General features: G+C 60.1%; 15 protein-coding genes and 1 pseudogene. 6 read left to right on the top strand and 10 right to left on the bottom strand.

All coding sequences use genetic code 11. The features are described 5' to 3' along the window. Positions 1–134: 134 nt before the first annotated feature. The 3 genes from AABM52_RS28065 to AABM52_RS28055 all read left to right on the top strand — a co-directional run bounded on the left by AABM52_RS28065 (position 135) and on the right by AABM52_RS28055 (position 5,263). Positions 135–1,427, top strand: a complete 1,293-nt coding sequence (locus AABM52_RS28065; RefSeq protein WP_347909463.1) for a GGDEF domain-containing protein — start codon at positions 135–137, stop codon at positions 1,425–1,427. Positions 1,428–1,512: 85 nt separating this feature from the next. After that, complete coding sequence (locus AABM52_RS28060) at positions 1,513–3,309, top strand: acyl-CoA dehydrogenase C-terminal domain-containing protein (protein ID WP_347909462.1); 1,797 nt, start codon at positions 1,513–1,515, stop codon at positions 3,307–3,309. 175 nt (positions 3,310–3,484) lie between these two features. Beyond that, positions 3,485–5,263, top strand: a complete 1,779-nt coding sequence (locus tag AABM52_RS28055; protein WP_347909461.1) for an acyl-CoA dehydrogenase C-terminal domain-containing protein — start codon at positions 3,485–3,487, stop codon at positions 5,261–5,263. A gap of 227 nt (positions 5,264–5,490) precedes the next feature. On the opposite strand, the pseudogene AABM52_RS28050 reads toward AABM52_RS28055, so the two are convergent. Next, a pseudogene (locus AABM52_RS28050) lies at positions 5,491–5,661 on the bottom strand (LysR family transcriptional regulator); the annotation flags it as partial. A gap of 362 nt (positions 5,662–6,023) precedes the next feature. Here AABM52_RS28050 and AABM52_RS28045 point away from each other — a divergent pair. From AABM52_RS28045 to AABM52_RS28035, 3 genes are all read left to right on the top strand, one after another. Next, complete coding sequence (locus AABM52_RS28045) at positions 6,024–6,380, top strand: type II toxin-antitoxin system RelE/ParE family toxin (RefSeq protein WP_347912700.1); 357 nt, start codon at positions 6,024–6,026, stop codon at positions 6,378–6,380. Then, positions 6,373–6,693 (top strand): DNA-binding transcriptional regulator, encoded by a 321-nt coding sequence (locus AABM52_RS28040; protein ID WP_046039442.1) that lies wholly within the window; start codon positions 6,373–6,375, stop codon positions 6,691–6,693. Before AABM52_RS28045 ends, AABM52_RS28040 begins: the two co-directional genes overlap by 8 nt. Positions 6,694–6,776: 83 nt before the next feature. Then, complete coding sequence (locus tag AABM52_RS28035; protein ID WP_003228885.1) at positions 6,777–6,935, top strand: YqaE/Pmp3 family membrane protein; 159 nt, start codon at positions 6,777–6,779, stop codon at positions 6,933–6,935. 88 nt (positions 6,936–7,023) lie between these two features. On the opposite strand, the gene AABM52_RS28030 is transcribed toward AABM52_RS28035, so the two are convergent. The 9 genes from AABM52_RS28030 to AABM52_RS27990 form a co-directional block, all read right to left on the bottom strand. Next, the gene (locus tag AABM52_RS28030) at positions 7,024–8,850 is read right to left on the bottom strand and encodes a S9 family peptidase (RefSeq protein WP_347909460.1); all 1,827 of its coding nucleotides are present in this window, start codon (positions 8,848–8,850) and stop codon (positions 7,024–7,026) included. Continuing rightward, positions 8,816–9,988 (bottom strand): pyrroloquinoline quinone biosynthesis protein PqqE, encoded by a 1,173-nt coding sequence (gene pqqE / locus AABM52_RS28025; protein ID WP_347909459.1) that lies wholly within the window; start codon positions 9,986–9,988, stop codon positions 8,816–8,818. Before pqqE ends, AABM52_RS28030 begins: the two co-directional genes overlap by 35 nt. Further along, a complete protein-coding gene (gene pqqD, locus AABM52_RS28020) occupies positions 9,960–10,235 on the bottom strand; it encodes a pyrroloquinoline quinone biosynthesis peptide chaperone PqqD (RefSeq protein WP_347909458.1) in 276 nt (91 codons plus the stop codon). The genes pqqE and pqqD overlap by 29 nt, the downstream gene beginning before the upstream one ends. Next, complete coding sequence (gene pqqC / locus AABM52_RS28015; protein WP_347909457.1) at positions 10,232–10,984, bottom strand: pyrroloquinoline-quinone synthase PqqC; 753 nt, start codon at positions 10,982–10,984, stop codon at positions 10,232–10,234. The genes pqqD and pqqC overlap by 4 nt, the downstream gene beginning before the upstream one ends. A gap of 140 nt (positions 10,985–11,124) precedes the next feature. Beyond that, positions 11,125–12,036, bottom strand: coding sequence for a pyrroloquinoline quinone biosynthesis protein PqqB (pqqB, locus tag AABM52_RS28010; RefSeq protein WP_347909456.1), 912 nt, complete (start codon positions 12,034–12,036; stop codon positions 11,125–11,127). 81 nt (positions 12,037–12,117) lie between these two features. After that, positions 12,118–12,192, bottom strand: coding sequence for a pyrroloquinoline quinone precursor peptide PqqA (pqqA, locus tag AABM52_RS28005; RefSeq protein ID WP_003444522.1), 75 nt, complete (start codon positions 12,190–12,192; stop codon positions 12,118–12,120). Positions 12,193–12,350: 158 nt separating this feature from the next. Further along, positions 12,351–14,780 (bottom strand): pyrroloquinoline quinone biosynthesis protein PqqF, encoded by a 2,430-nt coding sequence (gene pqqF / locus AABM52_RS28000; RefSeq protein WP_347909454.1) that lies wholly within the window; start codon positions 14,778–14,780, stop codon positions 12,351–12,353. A gap of 38 nt (positions 14,781–14,818) precedes the next feature. Then, the gene (locus tag AABM52_RS27995; protein ID WP_347909453.1) at positions 14,819–15,613 is read right to left on the bottom strand and encodes a carbon-nitrogen hydrolase family protein; all 795 of its coding nucleotides are present in this window, start codon (positions 15,611–15,613) and stop codon (positions 14,819–14,821) included. A gap of 12 nt (positions 15,614–15,625) precedes the next feature. Then, positions 15,626–17,308 carry an FAD-dependent oxidoreductase gene (locus AABM52_RS27990; RefSeq protein WP_347909452.1) on the bottom strand — a complete coding sequence of 561 codons (1,683 nt, stop codon included), beginning with the start codon at positions 17,306–17,308 and terminating at the stop codon, positions 15,626–15,628. Between the last annotated feature and the right edge of the window lie 132 nt (positions 17,309–17,440).

Raw genomic sequence — 17,440 nt, 5'->3', positions numbered from 1 at the left:
TCACTGGCGGCTGATGGCCGCCAGTGACGACCTTTTACAAATACCTCAGTATTTCACTCAGTAAATCGGGGGGGCTGCCGTTAAAGTAGTGGGCACATTGCCATCTATTGATCTGACGGGTCGGAGCTTTACCCTTGCCGCGCTCATCTGCTGTACGTTTCAGTCATTTCCTGCCGTCATTAGTACTGTTACTGGCGGGGCTTGCGGCTGCTTACATCAAGGATCTGAACGTCTTCTTCACGTCGCTGTTCAACGTGCTGCCTACCCTGGTGTTGTTGCTCGGTGGCGCCTATTGCGCGGTTTACCGACGCCAGCGTGAACTGTTTCTGATGGTCACGGTGTACATCGCCTACTTCCTGCTCGACACCCAGACCGACTATTACCGCGACAACGGCAAGGTGCGTGACGATGCCGCCGTGGTCTTTCATTTGTGTTGCCTGCTGCTGCCGCTGCTGTTTGGCGTGTTCGCGGCGTGGCAGGAACGTACCCATCTGTTCCAGGACATGGTGGCGCGCTTCGCGGTCTTGCTTGCGGTCGGCAGCGTGGCACTGGGACTTGAGCAAAGTTATCCACACGCGCTGCTGATCTGGCTGTCGGAAATTCGCTGGCCTGCCTTGCATGGTGCCTGGATGAGCCTGATCCAGTTGTCCTATCCGGTGTTCATCGCGGCGTTCCTGCTGCTGGCCTGGCAGTACTGGCGCAACCCGCGACCGCTGCATGCCGCGCAACTGGTGGGGCTGCTCGGGTTGTTCTGGATGTTGCCGAAAACCTTTATCCTGCCATTCACACTGAACATCATGTGCAGCCAGGTGATGCTGATGATCGCCGCCGCCGTTGCCCACGAAGCCTATCAAATGGCCTTCCGCGACGAACTGACCGGGCTGCCGGGCCGGCGTGCACTGAATGAACGCATGCAACGGTTGGGGCGCAACTACGTGTTGGCCATGAGCGACGTCGACCACTTCAAGAAATTCAACGATACCCACGGCCACGACGTCGGCGACCAGGTGCTGCGACTGGTGGCCAGCAAACTGTCGAAAATTGGCGGTGGCGGTAAGGCGTATCGCTATGGCGGCGAGGAATTTGCCCTGGTGTTTGCAGGCAAGACCCTCGAAGAGTGCATGCCGCACCTGGAAGTCATCCGCGAGTCCATCGCCACTTACAACATTCAATTGCGCAATCAGGAAAGTCGTCCGCAGGACGATCATCAGGGGCGCCAGCGGCGTGCCGGTTCCGCTGCTTCGAGTGTGTCGGTGACGGTCAGTATCGGCGTTGCCGAACGGATCGATCAACGCACCCCGGAAGAGGTGCTCAAGTCCGCTGACCAGGCGCTCTACAGCGCCAAGGGCGCCGGGCGAAACTGCGTGATGGCGTTCGGGCAGAACCGCCGAGGTGCCGTGCGCATGGACGCCGCAACGGTTGAGTGATGATGGCGCATTCAGCGAGCGCAAAGTGATTGTGAGGCGTGGTCGGCAGCAGTAGGTTGGAGAAATCTGCCGACGGAGAATGACCATGCCCGAGTACAAAGCTCCCTTGCGCGACATGCGCTTTCTGATCGACCACGTCTTCGACTTTCACAGTAATTACGCCGCGCTGGGGGCCACCGATGCCAGCCCGGACATGGTCAATGCGATCCTCGAAGAAGGGGCGAAGTTCTGCGAAAACGTACTGTCGCCGCTCAACCGCAGTGGCGATGAAGAAGGCTGCCATTTCGACAATGGCGTGGTCACCACGCCCGCGGGCTTCAAGCAGGCCTTCACCCAATATGTCGAAGGCGGCTGGCATGGCCTGGCAGCGGATCCGCTTTACGGCGGCCAAGGGTTGCCGATCTCCCTGGGCCTGGTGATCAGCGAGATGGTGGGTTCCAGCAACACCTCATGGGGCATGTACCCCGGCCTGACCCACGGTGCGATGTCGGCGATCCACGCCCATGGCACCGAGGCGCAAAAGCAGACCTATTTGAAGAAGCTCACCGCTGGCCAATGGACCGGCACCATGTGCCTGACCGAGGCCCATTGCGGCACTGACCTGGGCATCATCAAGACCCGGGCCATCCCTGCGGCCGATGGCAGCTACGCGATATCCGGCAGCAAGATCTTCATCTCCGCCGGCGAGCACGACATGAGTGCCAACATCATTCACCTGGTGCTGGCCAAATTGCCGGACGCACCGGCCGGGACCAAGGGCATTTCGCTGTTCATCGTGCCCAAGTTCCTGCCCGATGCGACGGGTGAAGCGGGCGAGCGCAACGGCGTATCCTGCGGCTCGATCGAACACAAAATGGGCATCAAGGCTTCGGCCACCTGCGTGCTGAACTTCGACGAGGCCAAGGGCTTTTTGATCGGTGAGCCGAACAAGGGCCTCAACTGCATGTTCACCATGATGAACCACGCGCGACTGGGCACCGGCATGCAAGGGTTGTGTCTGGGTGAAGCGAGCTTCCAGGGCGCGATCAAATACGCCAACGACCGTTTGCAGATGCGCTCACTGACCGGCCCGAAAGCGCCGGAAAAAGCCGCCGACCCGATTATCGTGCACCCTGATGTGCGGCGGATGTTGCTGACCATGAAAGCCTTCAACGAAGGCAACCGCGCGCTGACTTACTTCACCGCGCAGTTGCTCGACGTTGCACACCTGAGCCCAGATGAAACCGCGCGCCAGGACGCCGAAGACTTGCTGGCGTTCCTCACGCCGATCTGCAAAGCCTTCATGACCGACACCGGGCTGGAGGTGACCAACCATGGCATGCAGGTGTTTGGCGGCCACGGCTTCATTCGCGAGTGGGGCATGGAGCAACTGGTACGCGACTGCCGGATCGCACCGATCTATGAGGGCACCAACGGCATTCAGGCGCTGGACTTGCTCGGGCGCAAGGTACTCGGCAGCCAGGGCAAGCTGCTGCGCGGCTTCACCAAAATCGTCCACAAGTTCTGCGCGGCGAACGCCGAACATCCAAAACTGGCCGGGTACGTGGCGCAGCTCAATCAACTGAACCAGCAGTGGGGTGAATTGACCACCAGGGTCGGCATGGCGGCGATGAAGAACCCTGACGAAGTCGGTGCCGCGTCGGTGGATTACCTGATGTACAGCGGTTACATCATCCTTGGCTACCTGTGGTTGCGCATGGCGCTGGTGGCTCAGGCGCAACTCGATGCTGGAAGCGATGATGGCGATTTCTGCCGGGGCAAACTGGCGACCAACGAGTTTTACTTCAAGCGTCTGTTGCCACGTACAGCTGCACATCGGGCGGCCATCGAAGCCGGGAGCGATTGCCTGATGCAACTGCCGGCGGAGTTGTTTGCGCTTTAGTCATAAAAATCCGTTACAAAGAAGCTCGCCTTGCGCGGGCTTTTTTGTTGATGACTAAAAATAACAAAATGGTCATGAGTTGACCCTATGTGTCGCAAAAGTTGTTGAGGTACACTCCGACCCAACGAAAACACTCTTCCTGTGAATCATCTGTATAGATCTTGCGAGGTTTGCCATGGCTGACTACAAAGCGCCCCTGCGCGATATGCGCTTCGTCCTCAATGAAGTTTTCGAGGTCGCCAAACTCTGGGCCGAACTGCCTGCACTGGCTGAAACCGTGGATGCAGAAACGGTCGAAGCCATCCTGGAAGAAGCCGGCAAAGTCACCAGCAAAAGCATCGCACCGCTGAGCCGTGCCGCTGACGAAGAAGGTTGCCATTGGGCGGACGGTGCTGTCACCACGCCGGCAGGATTCCCACAGGCCTATCAGACCTACGCTGAAGGCGGCTGGGTTGGTGTCGGTGGCGATCCGTCCTACGGCGGCATGGGCATGCCCAAAGCCGTTTCGGCCCAGGTCGAAGAAATGGTCAACTCTGCCAGCCTGTCATTCGGCCTGTATCCGATGCTGACCGCCGGCGCTTGCCTGTCGATCAACGCCCATGCCAGCGAAGAGCTGAAAGCCGCGTACCTGCCGAACATGTACGCCGGCGTCTGGGCCGGTTCCATGTGCCTGACCGAGCCACACGCCGGTACAGACCTGGGGATCATCCGTACCAAGGCCGAGCCTCAGGCCGACGGCTCCTACAAGGTCAGCGGCACCAAGATCTTCATCACCGGTGGCGAACACGACCTGACCGAAAACATCATCCACCTGGTGCTGGCCAAGCTGCCGGATGCACCGGCGGGTCCGAAAGGTATTTCGCTGTTCCTGGTGCCGAAGTTCATGGTCAATGCCGATGGCAGCCTGGGCGCGCGCAACCCGGCAAACTGCGGTTCGATCGAACACAAGATGGGCATCCAGGCGTCCGCGACCTGCGTGATGAACTTCGATGAAGCCGTGGGTTACCTGGTCGGCGAGCCGAACAAAGGCCTGGCGGCGATGTTCACCATGATGAACTACGAGCGTCTGGGCGTCGGTATCCAGGGTCTGGCCACCGGCGAGCGTTCGTACCAGAACGCCGTGGAGTACGCCCGCGACCGCCTGCAAAGCCGTTCGCCGTCCGGTGCACAGAACAAGGACAAAGTGGCTGACCCGATCATCGTCCATCCAGACGTGCGTCGCATGCTGCTGACCATGAAAGCCTCGAACGAAGGTGGCCGTGCGTTTTCCACCTACGTGGCGATGCAACTCGACACCGCCAAGTTCAGCGAAGACGCCACCACCCGCAAGCGCGCGGAAGACCTGGTAGCGTTGCTGACCCCGGTGGCCAAGGCGTTCCTGACCGACCTCGGCCTGGAAACCACGGTACACGGCCAGCAAGTCTTTGGCGGCCACGGTTACATCCGTGAGTGGGGCCAGGAGCAACTGGTGCGTGACGTGCGCATCACGCAGATCTACGAAGGCACCAACGGCATTCAGGCGCTTGACCTGGTCGGGCGCAAGATCGTGGGTAGCGGCGGGGCGTTCTACAACCTGTTCGCTGACGAGATTCGTCACTTCACGGCGACCGCCAGCGCGGACCTCACCGAGTTCACCAAGCCGCTGAACGACGCCGTGACCACCCTTGATGAACTGACCGCATGGTTGCTTGACCGTGCGAAGGCCAATCCGAATGAAATCGGCGCGGCGTCGGTCGAGTATCTACAGGTGTTCGGCTACGTGGCCTATGCCTACATGTGGGCCCTGATGGCCAAGGCGGCTTTCGGCAAGGAAGCGCAAGACGATTTTTACGCAAGCAAACTGGGCACGGCGCGGTTCTATTTTGCCCGCCTGCTGCCGCGCATTCACTCGTTGAGCGCGTCGGTGAAGGCCGGTAGCGAATCGTTGTTCCTGCTGGATGCAGGACAATTTTGAGTAAGTAGTATTTTGTAAGCATTCTCTTACATGACGTGCTGCTGTTCTCCCATAGATGCAAATTGGATCCACAGCTAATCTACTTCACATGGACGTAGCGCAGGAAGCGCAAAGCAACAACAGGGACACGTAGGATTCTGCCAGGATGGTGGAGTGAAATGGATGTCAGGGAAACAGTCTGCAAAGCCCCGCTTCGGCGGGGTTTTCTTTTGCCTGAAGAAAAGTTTTCAGCTTGTCCCATCCAAAGCCTGCGCGCTGTTCAAGCGCCCATCCGGGCCGTTTATCACCTCTTCCAGCAATGTCCGCAGCAAGGCCAGCGAGGCCTGCTGCCGTTGCACATCCCGACACACCAAACCGACTTTCAGCGGCACTCGGGGTTCGCTCAGGGGTTTACCCCAGCGCTAAATGTCAGTAACGCCAACATCGATGAAATGCTCCTGCGCCTGGCGCGCGCCTTCTCCCGAGTACGCACCGCGCAATTGCAGTGCCGAAAAGGGATTGCCGTCTGATCAGACGCGCCCTGCACACATTCCAGAACCGTCTCGCGGTAATACGCACGCCTCACGCCCGACACTTTTGGCGTGGGGCGTTTTTTTGTGGCCGGTTTTTTCCAAAGGCAATTTCGGCTTGAGCGGTTAGCACATCAATGGCTTTCTAGCGTGCATCGGCAGGGAGTGCCGGTGCCAGCGAAACGGTATTGCTGTAGCGTTGGTTTTGATTTCTATACCACTGGGTGGTATGTTTAATGGAAGGGATGCCGATGTCACCAAGGTTGTTCAAGACAAAGCGCTTCGCAATGCAGGCTGCCAAGGCCTGGATCGGTGATGACGAGCTCCGGGAGGCATTCACCGAAATGCTCAATGGCCAGGCTGACAATTTGGGTGGCGGGGTCTGGAAGAAGCGTTTGAATGCCAACCGCCATCGCTCGATTATCCTGGCCAGGGGCGGTGCTCATTGGGTCTATCAGTTCCTGTACGCAAAGAAAGATCAGAGCAATATCAGTCCCAGGCATTTGCTCGACTTGCGAGAGTTGGCCAAGACATATGGTGGACTGACCGAAATGGAAATTCAGCGCTTGCTGGATGCAAAGGAGTTTGTGGAGATACCAAATGAGTAAAAAATTCAAAAGTGAGCTATCGGAGTCGATCCACGAATCGGCTAGTGCCTTGTACGCCATAGGTGCAATCAGCAAGGCGACCATGCGTGAATTCGATGAGTCTTGTCTTGCAAGGGTGCCGGATGCGATTCCCGCGCAGGAGATCAAGGCATTGCGCGAGCGCAACAATGTCAGTCAACCTGTGTTTGCGCGCTACCTGAACACCAGTGCTTCCACGGTCAAGCAATGGGAAGCAGGGGATAAACACCCCAGTGGCATGGCGCTGAAGTTGCTGAGTATCGTGCGCAAACACGGTCTGGAGATACTGGCCTGAGGAATCGGGCTGAACCCTGACAAACGGCACAGGTCGATTAGTTGTAGGGCTCGAACGAGTCCACCCCAATCAGGAGCTGTCCCATGGACTTTATTCGCATCATCATCGCCATCCTGTTGCCGCCACTGGGTGTGTTTCTGCAAGTAGGATTCGGCGGGGCGTTCTGGCTGAATATTCTGCTGACGTTGTGCGGTTACATTCCGGGGATCGTGCATGCGGTGTACATCATCGCCAAGCGCTGAGTTTTTTGCGGCGCTGGATAGATCGCTTTCGCGAGCAAGCCCGCTCCCACAGGATTTGTGCACGCCACAGAACCTGTGGGCGCTGGCTTCAGTCCACTGAATCCATCACCCGCCGATAAAACAACCACTCCTGCTCCAGCGCATGGGCCTGGTTACCAGCCTTGCGAAAGCCATGACGTTCGTCCGCGTAGTAGTGCGCTTCGACCAGGATACCGTTGTCCCGCAGCGCTGTGACCATGTCGCGGGTCTGTTTCGGGACGACCACGGCATCCAGTTCTCCTTGAAAGAAGATCATCGGCACGCGGATGTTGCCGGCATGCAGCAGCGGCGTGCGGGCGGCGTAGCGTTCGGCATCCAGTTGCGGATCGCCGATCAGCCAGTCCAGATAGTCGCTTTCGAATTTGTGGGTCGCGCGCCCCAATGCCACCGGGTCGCTGACCCCATACAGGCTGGCGCCAGCGCGGAACACGTTGTGAAAGGCCAAGGCGCAAAGGGTGGTGTAGCCGCCGGCGCTGCCGCCGCGAATGAACGCCTTCTCGCCATCGATCAAGCCGTGTTCTTTGAGGTAGCTGACCACGGCGCAGGCGTCTTGCACATCCACATCGCCCCAACTCAGGTGCAGTGCCTGGCGATAGGCCCGACCATAACCGCTGCTGCCGCGATAGTTGAGGTCGGCCACGGCGAAGCCCCGCTGTGCCCAGTACTGGATACGCGGATCGAGCATCGGGTAGCACGCCGAGGTCGGGCCACCATGGACGAACACCACCAATGGCGGTTTCGCCTCGCCGGTCATCGCCGGGTAGAAGAAACCGTGGGCTTCGCCTGAGCCACTTGGGTAGCGCAAGGTTTGCGGGCGGCTGATCTGTTCGGGAGCAAGCGGTGCGATGCCGCCGGCCAGCAGTTGCACTTGCCGGCTCTGGCGGTCGATGGCGATGACGGCGGTTGAACTGACGGGCGACGCTGCGATGCAATAGATGAACTGCTCATCCACGGCGAGATGGCGGAAGCGGCTGTAGTCGCCGGTGAAGTCGGCGCTGGAATCGCCGCCTATGCCCAATCGGCCAAACCCGCCCTCGGTCCAACTGGCCAGAAAACTGTCGTCGCTCAGCGGTAACCAGGTGCTGCCGCCGAGTTGCCAGGGTGCGGGGCCATGGTCGGCGGCCGCACTTGGCAATTGGCTCAAGCCTTTTTCAGTTTCTTTCCATGGCTGCCAGTAACCCGCGCGATCCGTCAGGCAATACAAGCGCCCGCCGGAATCAAACCGTGGTTGCTGCACAGACTCTTGAACGCCGTCGCCCGCCACACAACGAGCCTCGGCAAAGCCATCGTTGGCGAGGCGTTCGGCAACCATCAAACGGGTCGCTGTCCATGGCTGATCCGGGCGACTCCACTCGATCCAGGCCAGACGCCGGGCATCAGGGCTCAGCGTCGGCGCCGCGTAGAAATCAGCACCCTCGGCCAGCAGGTGACGTGCGCCATCCAACAGATCGATCGCCACCAGTCGGTGTTGATCGCGATGTTCCTCGACCACCAGCACTTGCCCGTTGGCGAACTGCAGATCGCCATAACGGCACGCCCCGGACGTCAGCTTTTCGGGCGCTTCGCCTTGCAGTGATTGCCGATACAACTGCTGGTCGGCCTCGTTGACGAAAACGATTCCGTCGTCCGTCAGGCAAAACGCTCCACCGCCATATTCGTACACCCGGCTGCGCACGCTGAACCCCGGTGGTGTCAGGCATTTCGCTGCACCGTCACGCCAATGCCAGATCCGGCATGCCGCGTCTTCGGGGCGGTACTCGTTCCAGAACAGGCCCTGCCGACCGACCTGCAGTTCGGCAAAGTCGATAGCGGCGGCCACGGCTTTGGCGGCGCTGAAAGGTTCAGCTTTTGGCGATGAGGCGAGAGTTTCGTTCATTGCGAAAGGCCAGTTGGTCGATGGTCTGAGTCGCGTGGTCGGCTTCTTCGCGAGCCTTGAGGATCACGCCGTGTTGTGGCGACTTGCTGCACACCGGGTCGGCGTTGCTGGCATCGCCGGTGAGCATGAACGCCTGGCAGCGGCAGCCGCCGAAGTCTTTTTCTTTCTCGTCACAGGAGCGGCACGGCTCGGGCATCCAGTCGTAGCCACGAAAGCGGTTGAAGCCGAACGAGTCATACCAGATGTGCTGCATGCTGTGGTCGCGCACGTTGGGAAACTGCACCGGCATCTGTCGGGCACCGTGACAGGGCAGGGCGGTTCCGTCTGGTGTGACTGTCAGAAAAATACTGCCCCAGCCGTTCATGCAGGCTTTCGGGCGTTCTTCGTAATAGTCCGGTGTGACGAAAATCAGCTTGCACGGATGCCCTTCGGCTTCCAGTTTGGCGCGGTATTCGTTGGTGATGCGTTCGGCGCGCACCAGTTGCTCTTTGGTCGGCAAAAGCCCAACGCGATTGAGTTGCGCCCAGCCGTAGAACTGGCACGTAGCGAGCTCGACGAAGTCCGCTTCCAGGGCGATGCACAGCTCGATGATGCGGTCGATCTGGTCGATATTGTGTCGATGGGTGACGAAGTTCAGCACCATCGGATAACCGTGGGCTTTCACCGCCCGGGCCATTTCCAGTTTCTGCGCGAAGGCCTTTTTCGAACCGGCCAGCAGATTGTTCACCTGCTCGTCGCTGGCCTGGAAACTGATCTGGATGTGATCGAGACCGGCCTTCTTGAAGTCGCTGATTTTCTGCTCGGTCAGGCCGATGCCGGAGGTGATCAGGTTGGTGTAGAAACCCAGCTTGCGGGCCTCGGCAATCAGCTCGGCGAGGTCCTGGCGCACCAGCGGTTCACCACCGGAAAAGCCCAGCTGCGCGGCGCCCATTTCCCGCGCTTCGCGAAATACTTTTATCCACTGTTCGGTGCTCAGCTCTTTGCCTTGCTCGGCGAAATCCAGCGGATTGGAGCAGTACGGGCATTGCAGCGGGCAGCGATAGGTCAGCTCGGCGAGCAGCCACAGCGGCAGGCCGACCTCGGGTTTGGGCGGTACTTGCACCGATGAATCAGGCAAGTTCGATCCAGTGCTGCGCACGGGCAACCTCCATGAATTGCTCGATGTCGTCACCGAGCTCGGGCACGCCGGGGAACTGCCGGTCGAGCTCATTGATGATGGCCGCGACATCCCGTTCACCGTCAATCAAACCGCCGATCAACGCGGCGCTTTCATTGAGCTTGATCATGCCTTCCGGGTACAGCAGCACGTGGCCTTTTTGCGCCGGTTCGTACTGGAAGCGGTAGCCGGTGCGCCAGGTCGGAGTCTTGCTGCGATCGAAACTCATAAGGTGATTCCTTTGTGCCAGACCCGTTCCCCGGTCACGCTGTGATACGGCGGGCGTTTCAGTTCGTAGGCCATGCTCATGGCATCGAGCATGCTCCAAAGAATGTCCAGTTTGAACTGGAGAATTTCCAGCATGCGCTCCTGGCCTTCACGGGTGGTGTAGTGCTGCAGCGTGATCGCCAGGCCATGCTCGACATCACGCCGAGCCTGGCCCAGGCGCGTGCGGAAATACTCGTAGCCGGCCGGGTCGATCCATGGGTAATGCCGGGGCCAGCTGTCCAGGCGCGATTGGTGGATCTGCGGGGCGAACAGTTCGGTCAGCGAGCTGCTCGCGGCTTCCTGCCAACTGGCGCGGCGGGCGAAATTGACATAGGCGTCCACGGCGAAGCGTACGCCGGGCAGCACCAACTCCTGGGAACGCAACTCGTCCGGGTCGAGGCCCACGGCCTGGCCCAGGCGAAGCCAGGCTTCGATGCCGCCGTCTTCACCGGGCGCACCGTCGTGGTCGAGCAGGCGCTGAATCCATTCGCGGCGGATCTCGCGGTCAGGGCAGTTGGCGAGGATCGCCGCGTCCTTCAGGGGGATGTTCACCTGATAGTAGAAACGGTTGGCGACCCAGCCCTGGATCTGTTCACGGCTGGCCCGGCCTTCATACATCGCTACGTGATAGGGGTGATGGATGTGGTAATAGGCGCCCTTGGCGCGCAGGGCCGCTTCGAATTCGGCGGGGGACATTGGGGTGTCGGTCATTGCGGTTCTCCGGGTAGGACCGGTGGATTCTTTGGTGCCTGAGCTGGCCTCTTCGCGAGCAGGCTCGCTCCCACAGTTGGAACGCATACCCCTGTGGGAGCGAGCTTGCTCGCGATAGACCGCGCAGCGGTCTCGGCTACTTACAAAACAATACTCATTCCGTCATACGCCACTTCAACCTGACGCCGATCCAGCTCCGCACGCTCGGGCGAATCTTCATCAAGAATCGGGTTGGTATTGTTGATGTGGATAAGCACTTTGCGCTGGTCGGGCAATTGCTCAAGCACTTCGAGCATGCCACCGGGGCCGTTCTGCGCCAGGTGTCCCATTTCGCGACCGGTGCGGGTACCCACGCCGCGACGCTGCATTTCATCGTCGTCCCACAGCGTGCCGTCAACCAGCAGGCAATCGCTTCCGGCCATGATTTCCAGTAGCGGCGCATCGACCTTGCCCAGGCCCGGTGCGTAGAACAGTTTGCCGCCGGTGTTGAGGTCTTCGACGATCAGGCCGATGTTGTCGCCCGGATGCGGGTCGAAGCGATGCGGTGAGTAGGGCGGCGCAGCGCTGCGCAAAGGCAGCGGGGTAAAGCGCAGGTTCGGACATGCCGGTACGCTGAAGCTCTGGTCGAGTTCGATGCGATTCCAGGTCAGCCCGCCATTCCAGTGGTTGAGCATGGTGAACAGCGGAAAGCCGGTGCTCAGGTCCTCGTGGACCATGTCGGTGCACCAGACCTGATGCGGGCAGCCTTCACGCAGCATGAGCAGACCGGTGGTGTGGTCGATCTGGCTGTCCATCAGGATGATCGCGCCGATCCCGGTATCGCGCAGGGCGCGGCCCGGCTGCATCGGGGCGAAGCTCTGGAGTTGGGCGCGGATGTCCGGGGAGGTGTTGCACAGCACCCAGTTCATGCCGTCGTCGGAAATCGCGATGGACGATTGCGTCCGTGCTTTGGCCCGCAGGCTGCCGTTGCGAAAGCCCGCGCAGTTCACGCAGTTGCAGTTCCACTGGGGGAAGCCGCCGCCAGCAGCGGAACCTAGAATCTGGACAAACATGGACGCTCCATCATTTCAACGCTGAAAATAAAACGCCTCGGATAACCGAGGCGTTGTGCTGCATCTCTGCTAAAGCTGAGATTAGCGGCTTGCGAAGTACATGGTGACTTCAAAGCCAATACGCAGGTCGGTGTAGGCAGGTTTGGTCCAGGCCATAAATTGAACTCCTTCAGGTAAGGTGGGACAGCGCTATCTATAGGTATAGTCCACCTCAAGTCAGAGATGTTCCAGATAGTTAGGCTGCTATGTTACTCAAAATTTCAAAGAAATTGCCCGTGAAACTTTGAGAAAGCTCCTTGCAGCCCCGGTAATGATCATTTTGCCACTTGCCATGGCGCGCCTGGTGCAGCGCCGTTGGCAAGGCACAGCCAGCCGCCTTCGGCCTGATTCAGGCGTCGGGCTGCAGCCAGTAGAGTGGTCCGGTCAGTGCGCACAATGGCCTCGGGCAATTGCGTCAGATAATCCGACGAGCGGCCGGCCAGTTTGCCCTGCCAGAGCAATTCGGCTGCTTGACCCGTGGTGAGCGCAGCGCTGCAAAACTGATCCGCCAGGGCCTGGCGTTGAGCCTTGAAGGAGGTGTCGTCGAGTGCGTGGATCAGTTCCGGCAATCGACTCAGGAACTGCTCGATGTGTTGCAGCAACTCCACCGGCGCAACGCTTGGCGATTGCACGCCGAACAGCAGCCCGGTTTGCCCGTGAATCTGGCGCAGGGCGCTGAACACCGCATAGCCGAGTTGCAATTCCACCCGCAGGCGTTGGTAGAACGGCGTCTGACAGACATGCGCGAGCAAACGCCACGCGGCTTCGTCGGCCATTTCCTGGGTGGCTGTCGGACAGAACAGCAGCAACGCGTGCTCACTGGAGGCGGTATCGACAGTGCTCCACAGATGCTGTGCAAGGATCGAAGAGGGCGGCGTCAGTTGATTGTCCGGCGTGCCGGGTATGCGGCTCAAGGCCAGGCCCATGGCCGCTTGAGTCTGAGCCGATAACCCGATGGCCAGTCCATCCCATCGCGCACTCGACCAGAGTGGCTGCGCGTCGTCCGAGTTCGCGGTGAGCCCGAGGCAGTGATCGGGCAATGCCTTGAGTAGTTGTCGAATCGGTATCAACGCGACGCTGGTCGATTCGGCTTGTGAGACAGCGGCATCGGGTTTTGTCAGTTCTTTCAGCACATGCTCCAGGACGCTGGGCATCGGCTCTTGTAGCCCGTTCAGTTTGAGCAGCCATTCGTTGCCCGACGCACTGAAGGAAAAATCCACACCGGCCTGGCGCGCGTCTTCGCGTAGCGGTTGCAGGTGGTTTTCCAGTCGTGATTGAAGGTGGCTGTCGGGAGCCGAGTCCAGACGCCAGCGCAGATAAATCGCACCTTCAGCACCGTTGTCCGGCCATGCCTGGCTGAATTGCATCGGCGAACGTTCACGACGGCTGCGCGAGCGATCCTGGGCAAAAGTGCGCAGGCCGCGGTGGGCGCTGGTCTGGCCGCGAATCAATCCGGCGTTGGCTGCCGCTGCTTCGGAGTGCAAGAACGGGTTGGGTGCCGGCAATTGCCATGGCCCGCTGAAGTTATCCACAGCGCCGACTTGTTGGAGGATTAGCTTGAGGGCTGTAACGCCCGGCCCGGATAACCCGACTTCGCGTTGTTCGCTGTCCAGTCGGGCCAGTTGCAAGGCGCTGCTGACTTGCTGCTGGCGCAGGAGCAGCGTTGCGTACTCTTCACGCAATCGGTCCCAGTCTTGCTCGGCAAAGAAGCCTAGCCAGTCCATCAGGCGTTCGCGGATGCCTGGTGCCGAGTCTGCGGCGGGCAGGGTGAATTCGATATGCAGCAAGGCTTGCCCGGCGAACAGGTACAGCGGCTGGGCTTTCAGGTGATCAGCCAGCCCGTGCTCGCGCAGGTCCGCCAGCAAGCCGCCGGGTTTTGCCAGGTTCAGCCAGTGGCACAGGAACGCCAGCGCATCGGCAGAGAAATCGGGCAGCGCTTCAAGGGCAAGCAGCAGATCCAGGCGCCGTTCGTCAGCCTGTTGATAACTTTTGGCCGAGGCATCCATTAGCGGTATCGGCGCTTGTTGCGTGACTGTTTCGCCTTTGGTCATGACGCTGCCAAAGGCTTCTGCCATCGCCTTCAACTCATCGAGGCTCTGCGGCCCGGCCAGGCTCAAGGTCATTTGCCCGGTCTGGTAAAAACGCTGATAAAAATCCTGCAGTGCCTGCTGAAACTCGGGTTGTTGTAGCGGCAGACTGTCGCGATTGCCGGCATGAAAACCCCGTAGCGGATGAGCCTCGGCCAGGCCACTGAACAGCGCAAACTGCTGCTGCGCCTCGGCATCCTGCGACCAGGCGACAAACTCCGCCTGCAAAACTTCCCGTTCCCGCTGCTGGTCGTCCGGATTCATACGTAGATGAGCGAGCATGTCCGACAGACGCTCCAACCCACCGGCAAACGCCTGGGGCGGCAGTTCGAAAAAGTAGTCCGTGGTGCGTTCGCCGGTCCGCGCGTTTACCTGGCCGCCATGACTCTGGACGTAGGCCATCAACCCTTGCCCGGCAGGAAAACGCTCAGTCCCTAGAAACAGCAGATGCTCAAGAAAATGCGCTAGGCCGGGCCACGCCAGCGGCACATCATGGCTGCCCGCGGCGACCCGCAACGCTGCTGCGCAACGCTTCAAATTCGGGGCATGACGCAGCGTCACCCGCAGGCCGTTGGCCAGGGTTTCAGTAGGGGGGCGAGGGTGATTCAGCGCGGGCATGGGCACTTCCAGAACAGTGAAGTGCCAATGCTAGCGGATTAGGACTTGTTCAGCTCGCCGTAAAGCTCGGGACGACGATCGATCAGGTAGCGATTGGCGGCGCGGGAGTCGACCATCAACTGACGATCCAGCTCACCGACAATCAGCGATTCATCCAGTCCCGCCTGAGCGATACGGCTGCCATCCGGCGCGGCAATGCTGCTTTGACCGCAATAGTGGATGTCGCCTTCATGGCCGCAGTAGTTGGCGTAAGCCACATAGCATTGGTTTTCGAAGGCGCGGGAGCGCACGGTGACATCGGCGACGAAATCGAACGGAATCATGTTCGCGGTCGGCACCAGAATCAGCTCGGCACCGGCCAGGGCCAGGCGTCGGGCGTTTTCCGGAAATTCCAGGTCGTAGCAGATCAGGAAACCGAGCTTCCAGCCGTTGAGCTCGACGATGGGAAACTCGTCGGAACCTGCGCTGAACATCGAGTGATCCAGATCGCCGAACAGATGGGTCTTGCGGTAGTTGCAGATGCGTTCGCCGTTAGAGTCGATCAACTGCACGGCGTTGTAGATCTGCCCGTCCTCGGTGCGCTCGGGATAGCCATACAAAATGGCGATCCCGGCAGCCTTGGCAATGCGCGCAATCTGCTGCGCCGACTCACCGTTATGCACTTCCGCCAGCACGCTGACGGCATCGACACCGATGTTGTAGCCGGTCAGGAACATCTCCGGCAGCACCAGCAGATCGGCACCTTTTGCCTCCAGCGCAAGCTGCTGCAAGCGTTGCAGGTTGCCGGCGACATCCAGGGGCAGCGGCGGACATTGGTAAAGGGCTACGCGCATTTCGGATTCCTCTTACTCGGGCAGGGCGATCGGTCCGATCTCGTTGAATACATCTCCTGGACCCGGATTCTCGGCGTGAGTTGCACCGCCGAAGTGTTTCATGATGCCCCACACCGCGTTGAGCGAGGTCTGTACCGCACCCTCGACCCAGGCCGGCGTCCACGAAACGTCGTCGCCAGCGATGAAGATACCGCGCTGTTCCGCTGGCATGTCGTCCTGCATGAAGTGCGCGTACATGCGCTGGTTGTAGCGGTAGTGGCCGGGCAAGGCGCCTTTGAACGCGCCGAGGAAATGTGGGTCGGCTTCCCACGAAACGGTGATCGGGTCGCCGATGATCCGCGCGGCGATGTCGACTTTCGGGTAGATCTTCTTCAGGGCGTCCAGCGCCAGTTTCACGCGTTTTTCCACCGGCTGCGGCAGCATTTTCAGCGCGTCGCTCATCCACGAGTACGACAGGCAGATCACCCCCGGCTTGTCGTCGCCGTTGTCGAACAGGTAGGTGCCACGGGTCAGGCGGTCGGTGAGGGTCATGCTCATCAGGTCGCGGCCGGTTTCCGGATCCTTGTCCTTCCAGAACGGGCGGTCGACCATCACGAACGTCTTCGACGACTGCATGTAACGGGTGCGGTCCAGAGCCATCCACATCTTTTGCGAGAACAGGCTTTCGTCGCATTCGATCTGGGTGGTCAGCAGCCAGCTCTGGCAGGTGGTCAGCACGGCCGCGTATTCGCGGGTGTCGCCCCAGTTGTCGGTGACGGCGAAACGGCCATCCGGTGCGTGGGCAATTTTCTTCACGCCGGTGCGCGGTGCGCCGTTGTGCAGCGAGCTGAGGCTGGTGCCCGCTGGCCAATGCGCGCAACGCTCCGGCACATGGCGCCAGATGCCTTGTGGCACCTGCTCCACGCCGCCGACCACCAGGTGCTGGTGATCGTCGCAGTTGGTCATCACCACGCGGAAGATTTCCAGCATCGAGTTGGGGAAGTCCGAGTCCCAGCCGCCGGTACCGAAACCGACCTGGCCGAACACTTCACGGTGATGGAACGAGAGCTTGGCGAAGGCCTTGGAGGTGGCGACGAAGTCGTAGAAGGTGCGGTCGTCCCACAGCGGAACCAGAGTGTTCCACAGCTCTTTCAGACGTGGCACATCACGATCACGGATGGCTTGCTGGATATCGGAGAACTGCGAGCCGGCTTCCAGGGCATCGGCCCAGGCGTCAGCCACTTCCTGGAACAGTGCAGGAAGGTCCGACAGCTTCTGTGCGTAATGGGTCTGACCTTCGAGGTCGATCACCGTGCTGCCCGACGCGGGTGTCAGCGGGTTAGGGAAAGGTTTGGTTTCCAGACCCAGTTTGTCGACGTAGTGATAGAACGCGGTGGACGACACCGGGAAGCGCATCCCGCCCAGTTCGGCAACGATGCCTTCGGCGCCGTTGAACGCCTGGGAGCGCAGACGGCCGCCCATTTTCGAAGCTTCGTAGACGACCGGTTTCAGGCCCAGCTTCATCAGCTCATACGCCGCCACCAGGCCGGCGATCCCGCCGCCGACAATCGCCACTTCGGCACCGTGATTGTGCTCGGGAATGCTGCCCAGGCCAGCCGGGTGTTCGATCCAGTCGTCGAAGGCGAAAGGAAAGTCCGGGCCGAAAATGGTGACTGGTTTCTTACCGTCTGCAGGATGGCGATTGTTCTTGTTCATGGCTGACCTTGCTGGCGACCCGACGCGGAATGCGCATCTGAGTATAGGAAAAGATGCCAGCCATTCTAGAGAGCACGGAGCACGTTAATAAGACGCAAAGTGTCGTCATTTTGCCATTTTATTGGTCAATAT

The sequence above is a fragment of the Pseudomonas grandcourensis genome, assembly GCF_039909015.1.
Lineage (GTDB): Bacteria > Pseudomonadota > Gammaproteobacteria > Pseudomonadales > Pseudomonadaceae > Aquipseudomonas > Aquipseudomonas grandcourensis.
The sequence above is the reverse complement of the archived record's forward strand: the minus strand, read 5'-3'. Positions and strand labels throughout refer to the sequence as shown.

What these genes read in the sequence shown, in the direction of transcription:
- AABM52_RS28060 (WP_347909462.1), top strand. Translation starts at nt 1,513, where the DNA reads ATGCCCGAGTACAAAGCTCCCTTGCGCGACATGCGCTTTCTGATCGAC.
- AABM52_RS28055 (WP_347909461.1), top strand. Translation starts at nt 3,485, where the DNA reads ATGGCTGACTACAAAGCGCCCCTGCGCGATATGCGCTTCGTCCTCAAT.
- AABM52_RS28045 (WP_347912700.1), top strand. Translation starts at nt 6,024, where the DNA reads ATGTCACCAAGGTTGTTCAAGACAAAGCGCTTCGCAATGCAGGCTGCC.
- AABM52_RS28040 (WP_046039442.1), top strand. Translation starts at nt 6,373, where the DNA reads ATGAGTAAAAAATTCAAAAGTGAGCTATCGGAGTCGATCCACGAATCG.
- AABM52_RS28035 (WP_003228885.1), top strand. Translation starts at nt 6,777, where the DNA reads ATGGACTTTATTCGCATCATCATCGCCATCCTGTTGCCGCCACTGGGT.
- AABM52_RS28030 (WP_347909460.1), bottom strand. Translation starts at nt 8,850, where the DNA reads ATGAACGAAACTCTCGCCTCATCGCCAAAAGCTGAACCTTTCAGCGCC.
- pqqD (WP_347909458.1), bottom strand. Translation starts at nt 10,235, where the DNA reads ATGAGTTTCGATCGCAGCAAGACTCCGACCTGGCGCACCGGCTACCGC.
- pqqC (WP_347909457.1), bottom strand. Translation starts at nt 10,984, where the DNA reads ATGACCGACACCCCAATGTCCCCCGCCGAATTCGAAGCGGCCCTGCGC.
- pqqB (WP_347909456.1), bottom strand. Translation starts at nt 12,036, where the DNA reads ATGTTTGTCCAGATTCTAGGTTCCGCTGCTGGCGGCGGCTTCCCCCAG.
- pqqF (WP_347909454.1), bottom strand. Translation starts at nt 14,780, where the DNA reads ATGCCCGCGCTGAATCACCCTCGCCCCCCTACTGAAACCCTGGCCAAC.
- AABM52_RS27995 (WP_347909453.1), bottom strand. Translation starts at nt 15,613, where the DNA reads ATGCGCGTAGCCCTTTACCAATGTCCGCCGCTGCCCCTGGATGTCGCC.
- AABM52_RS27990 (WP_347909452.1), bottom strand. Translation starts at nt 17,308, where the DNA reads ATGAACAAGAACAATCGCCATCCTGCAGACGGTAAGAAACCAGTCACC.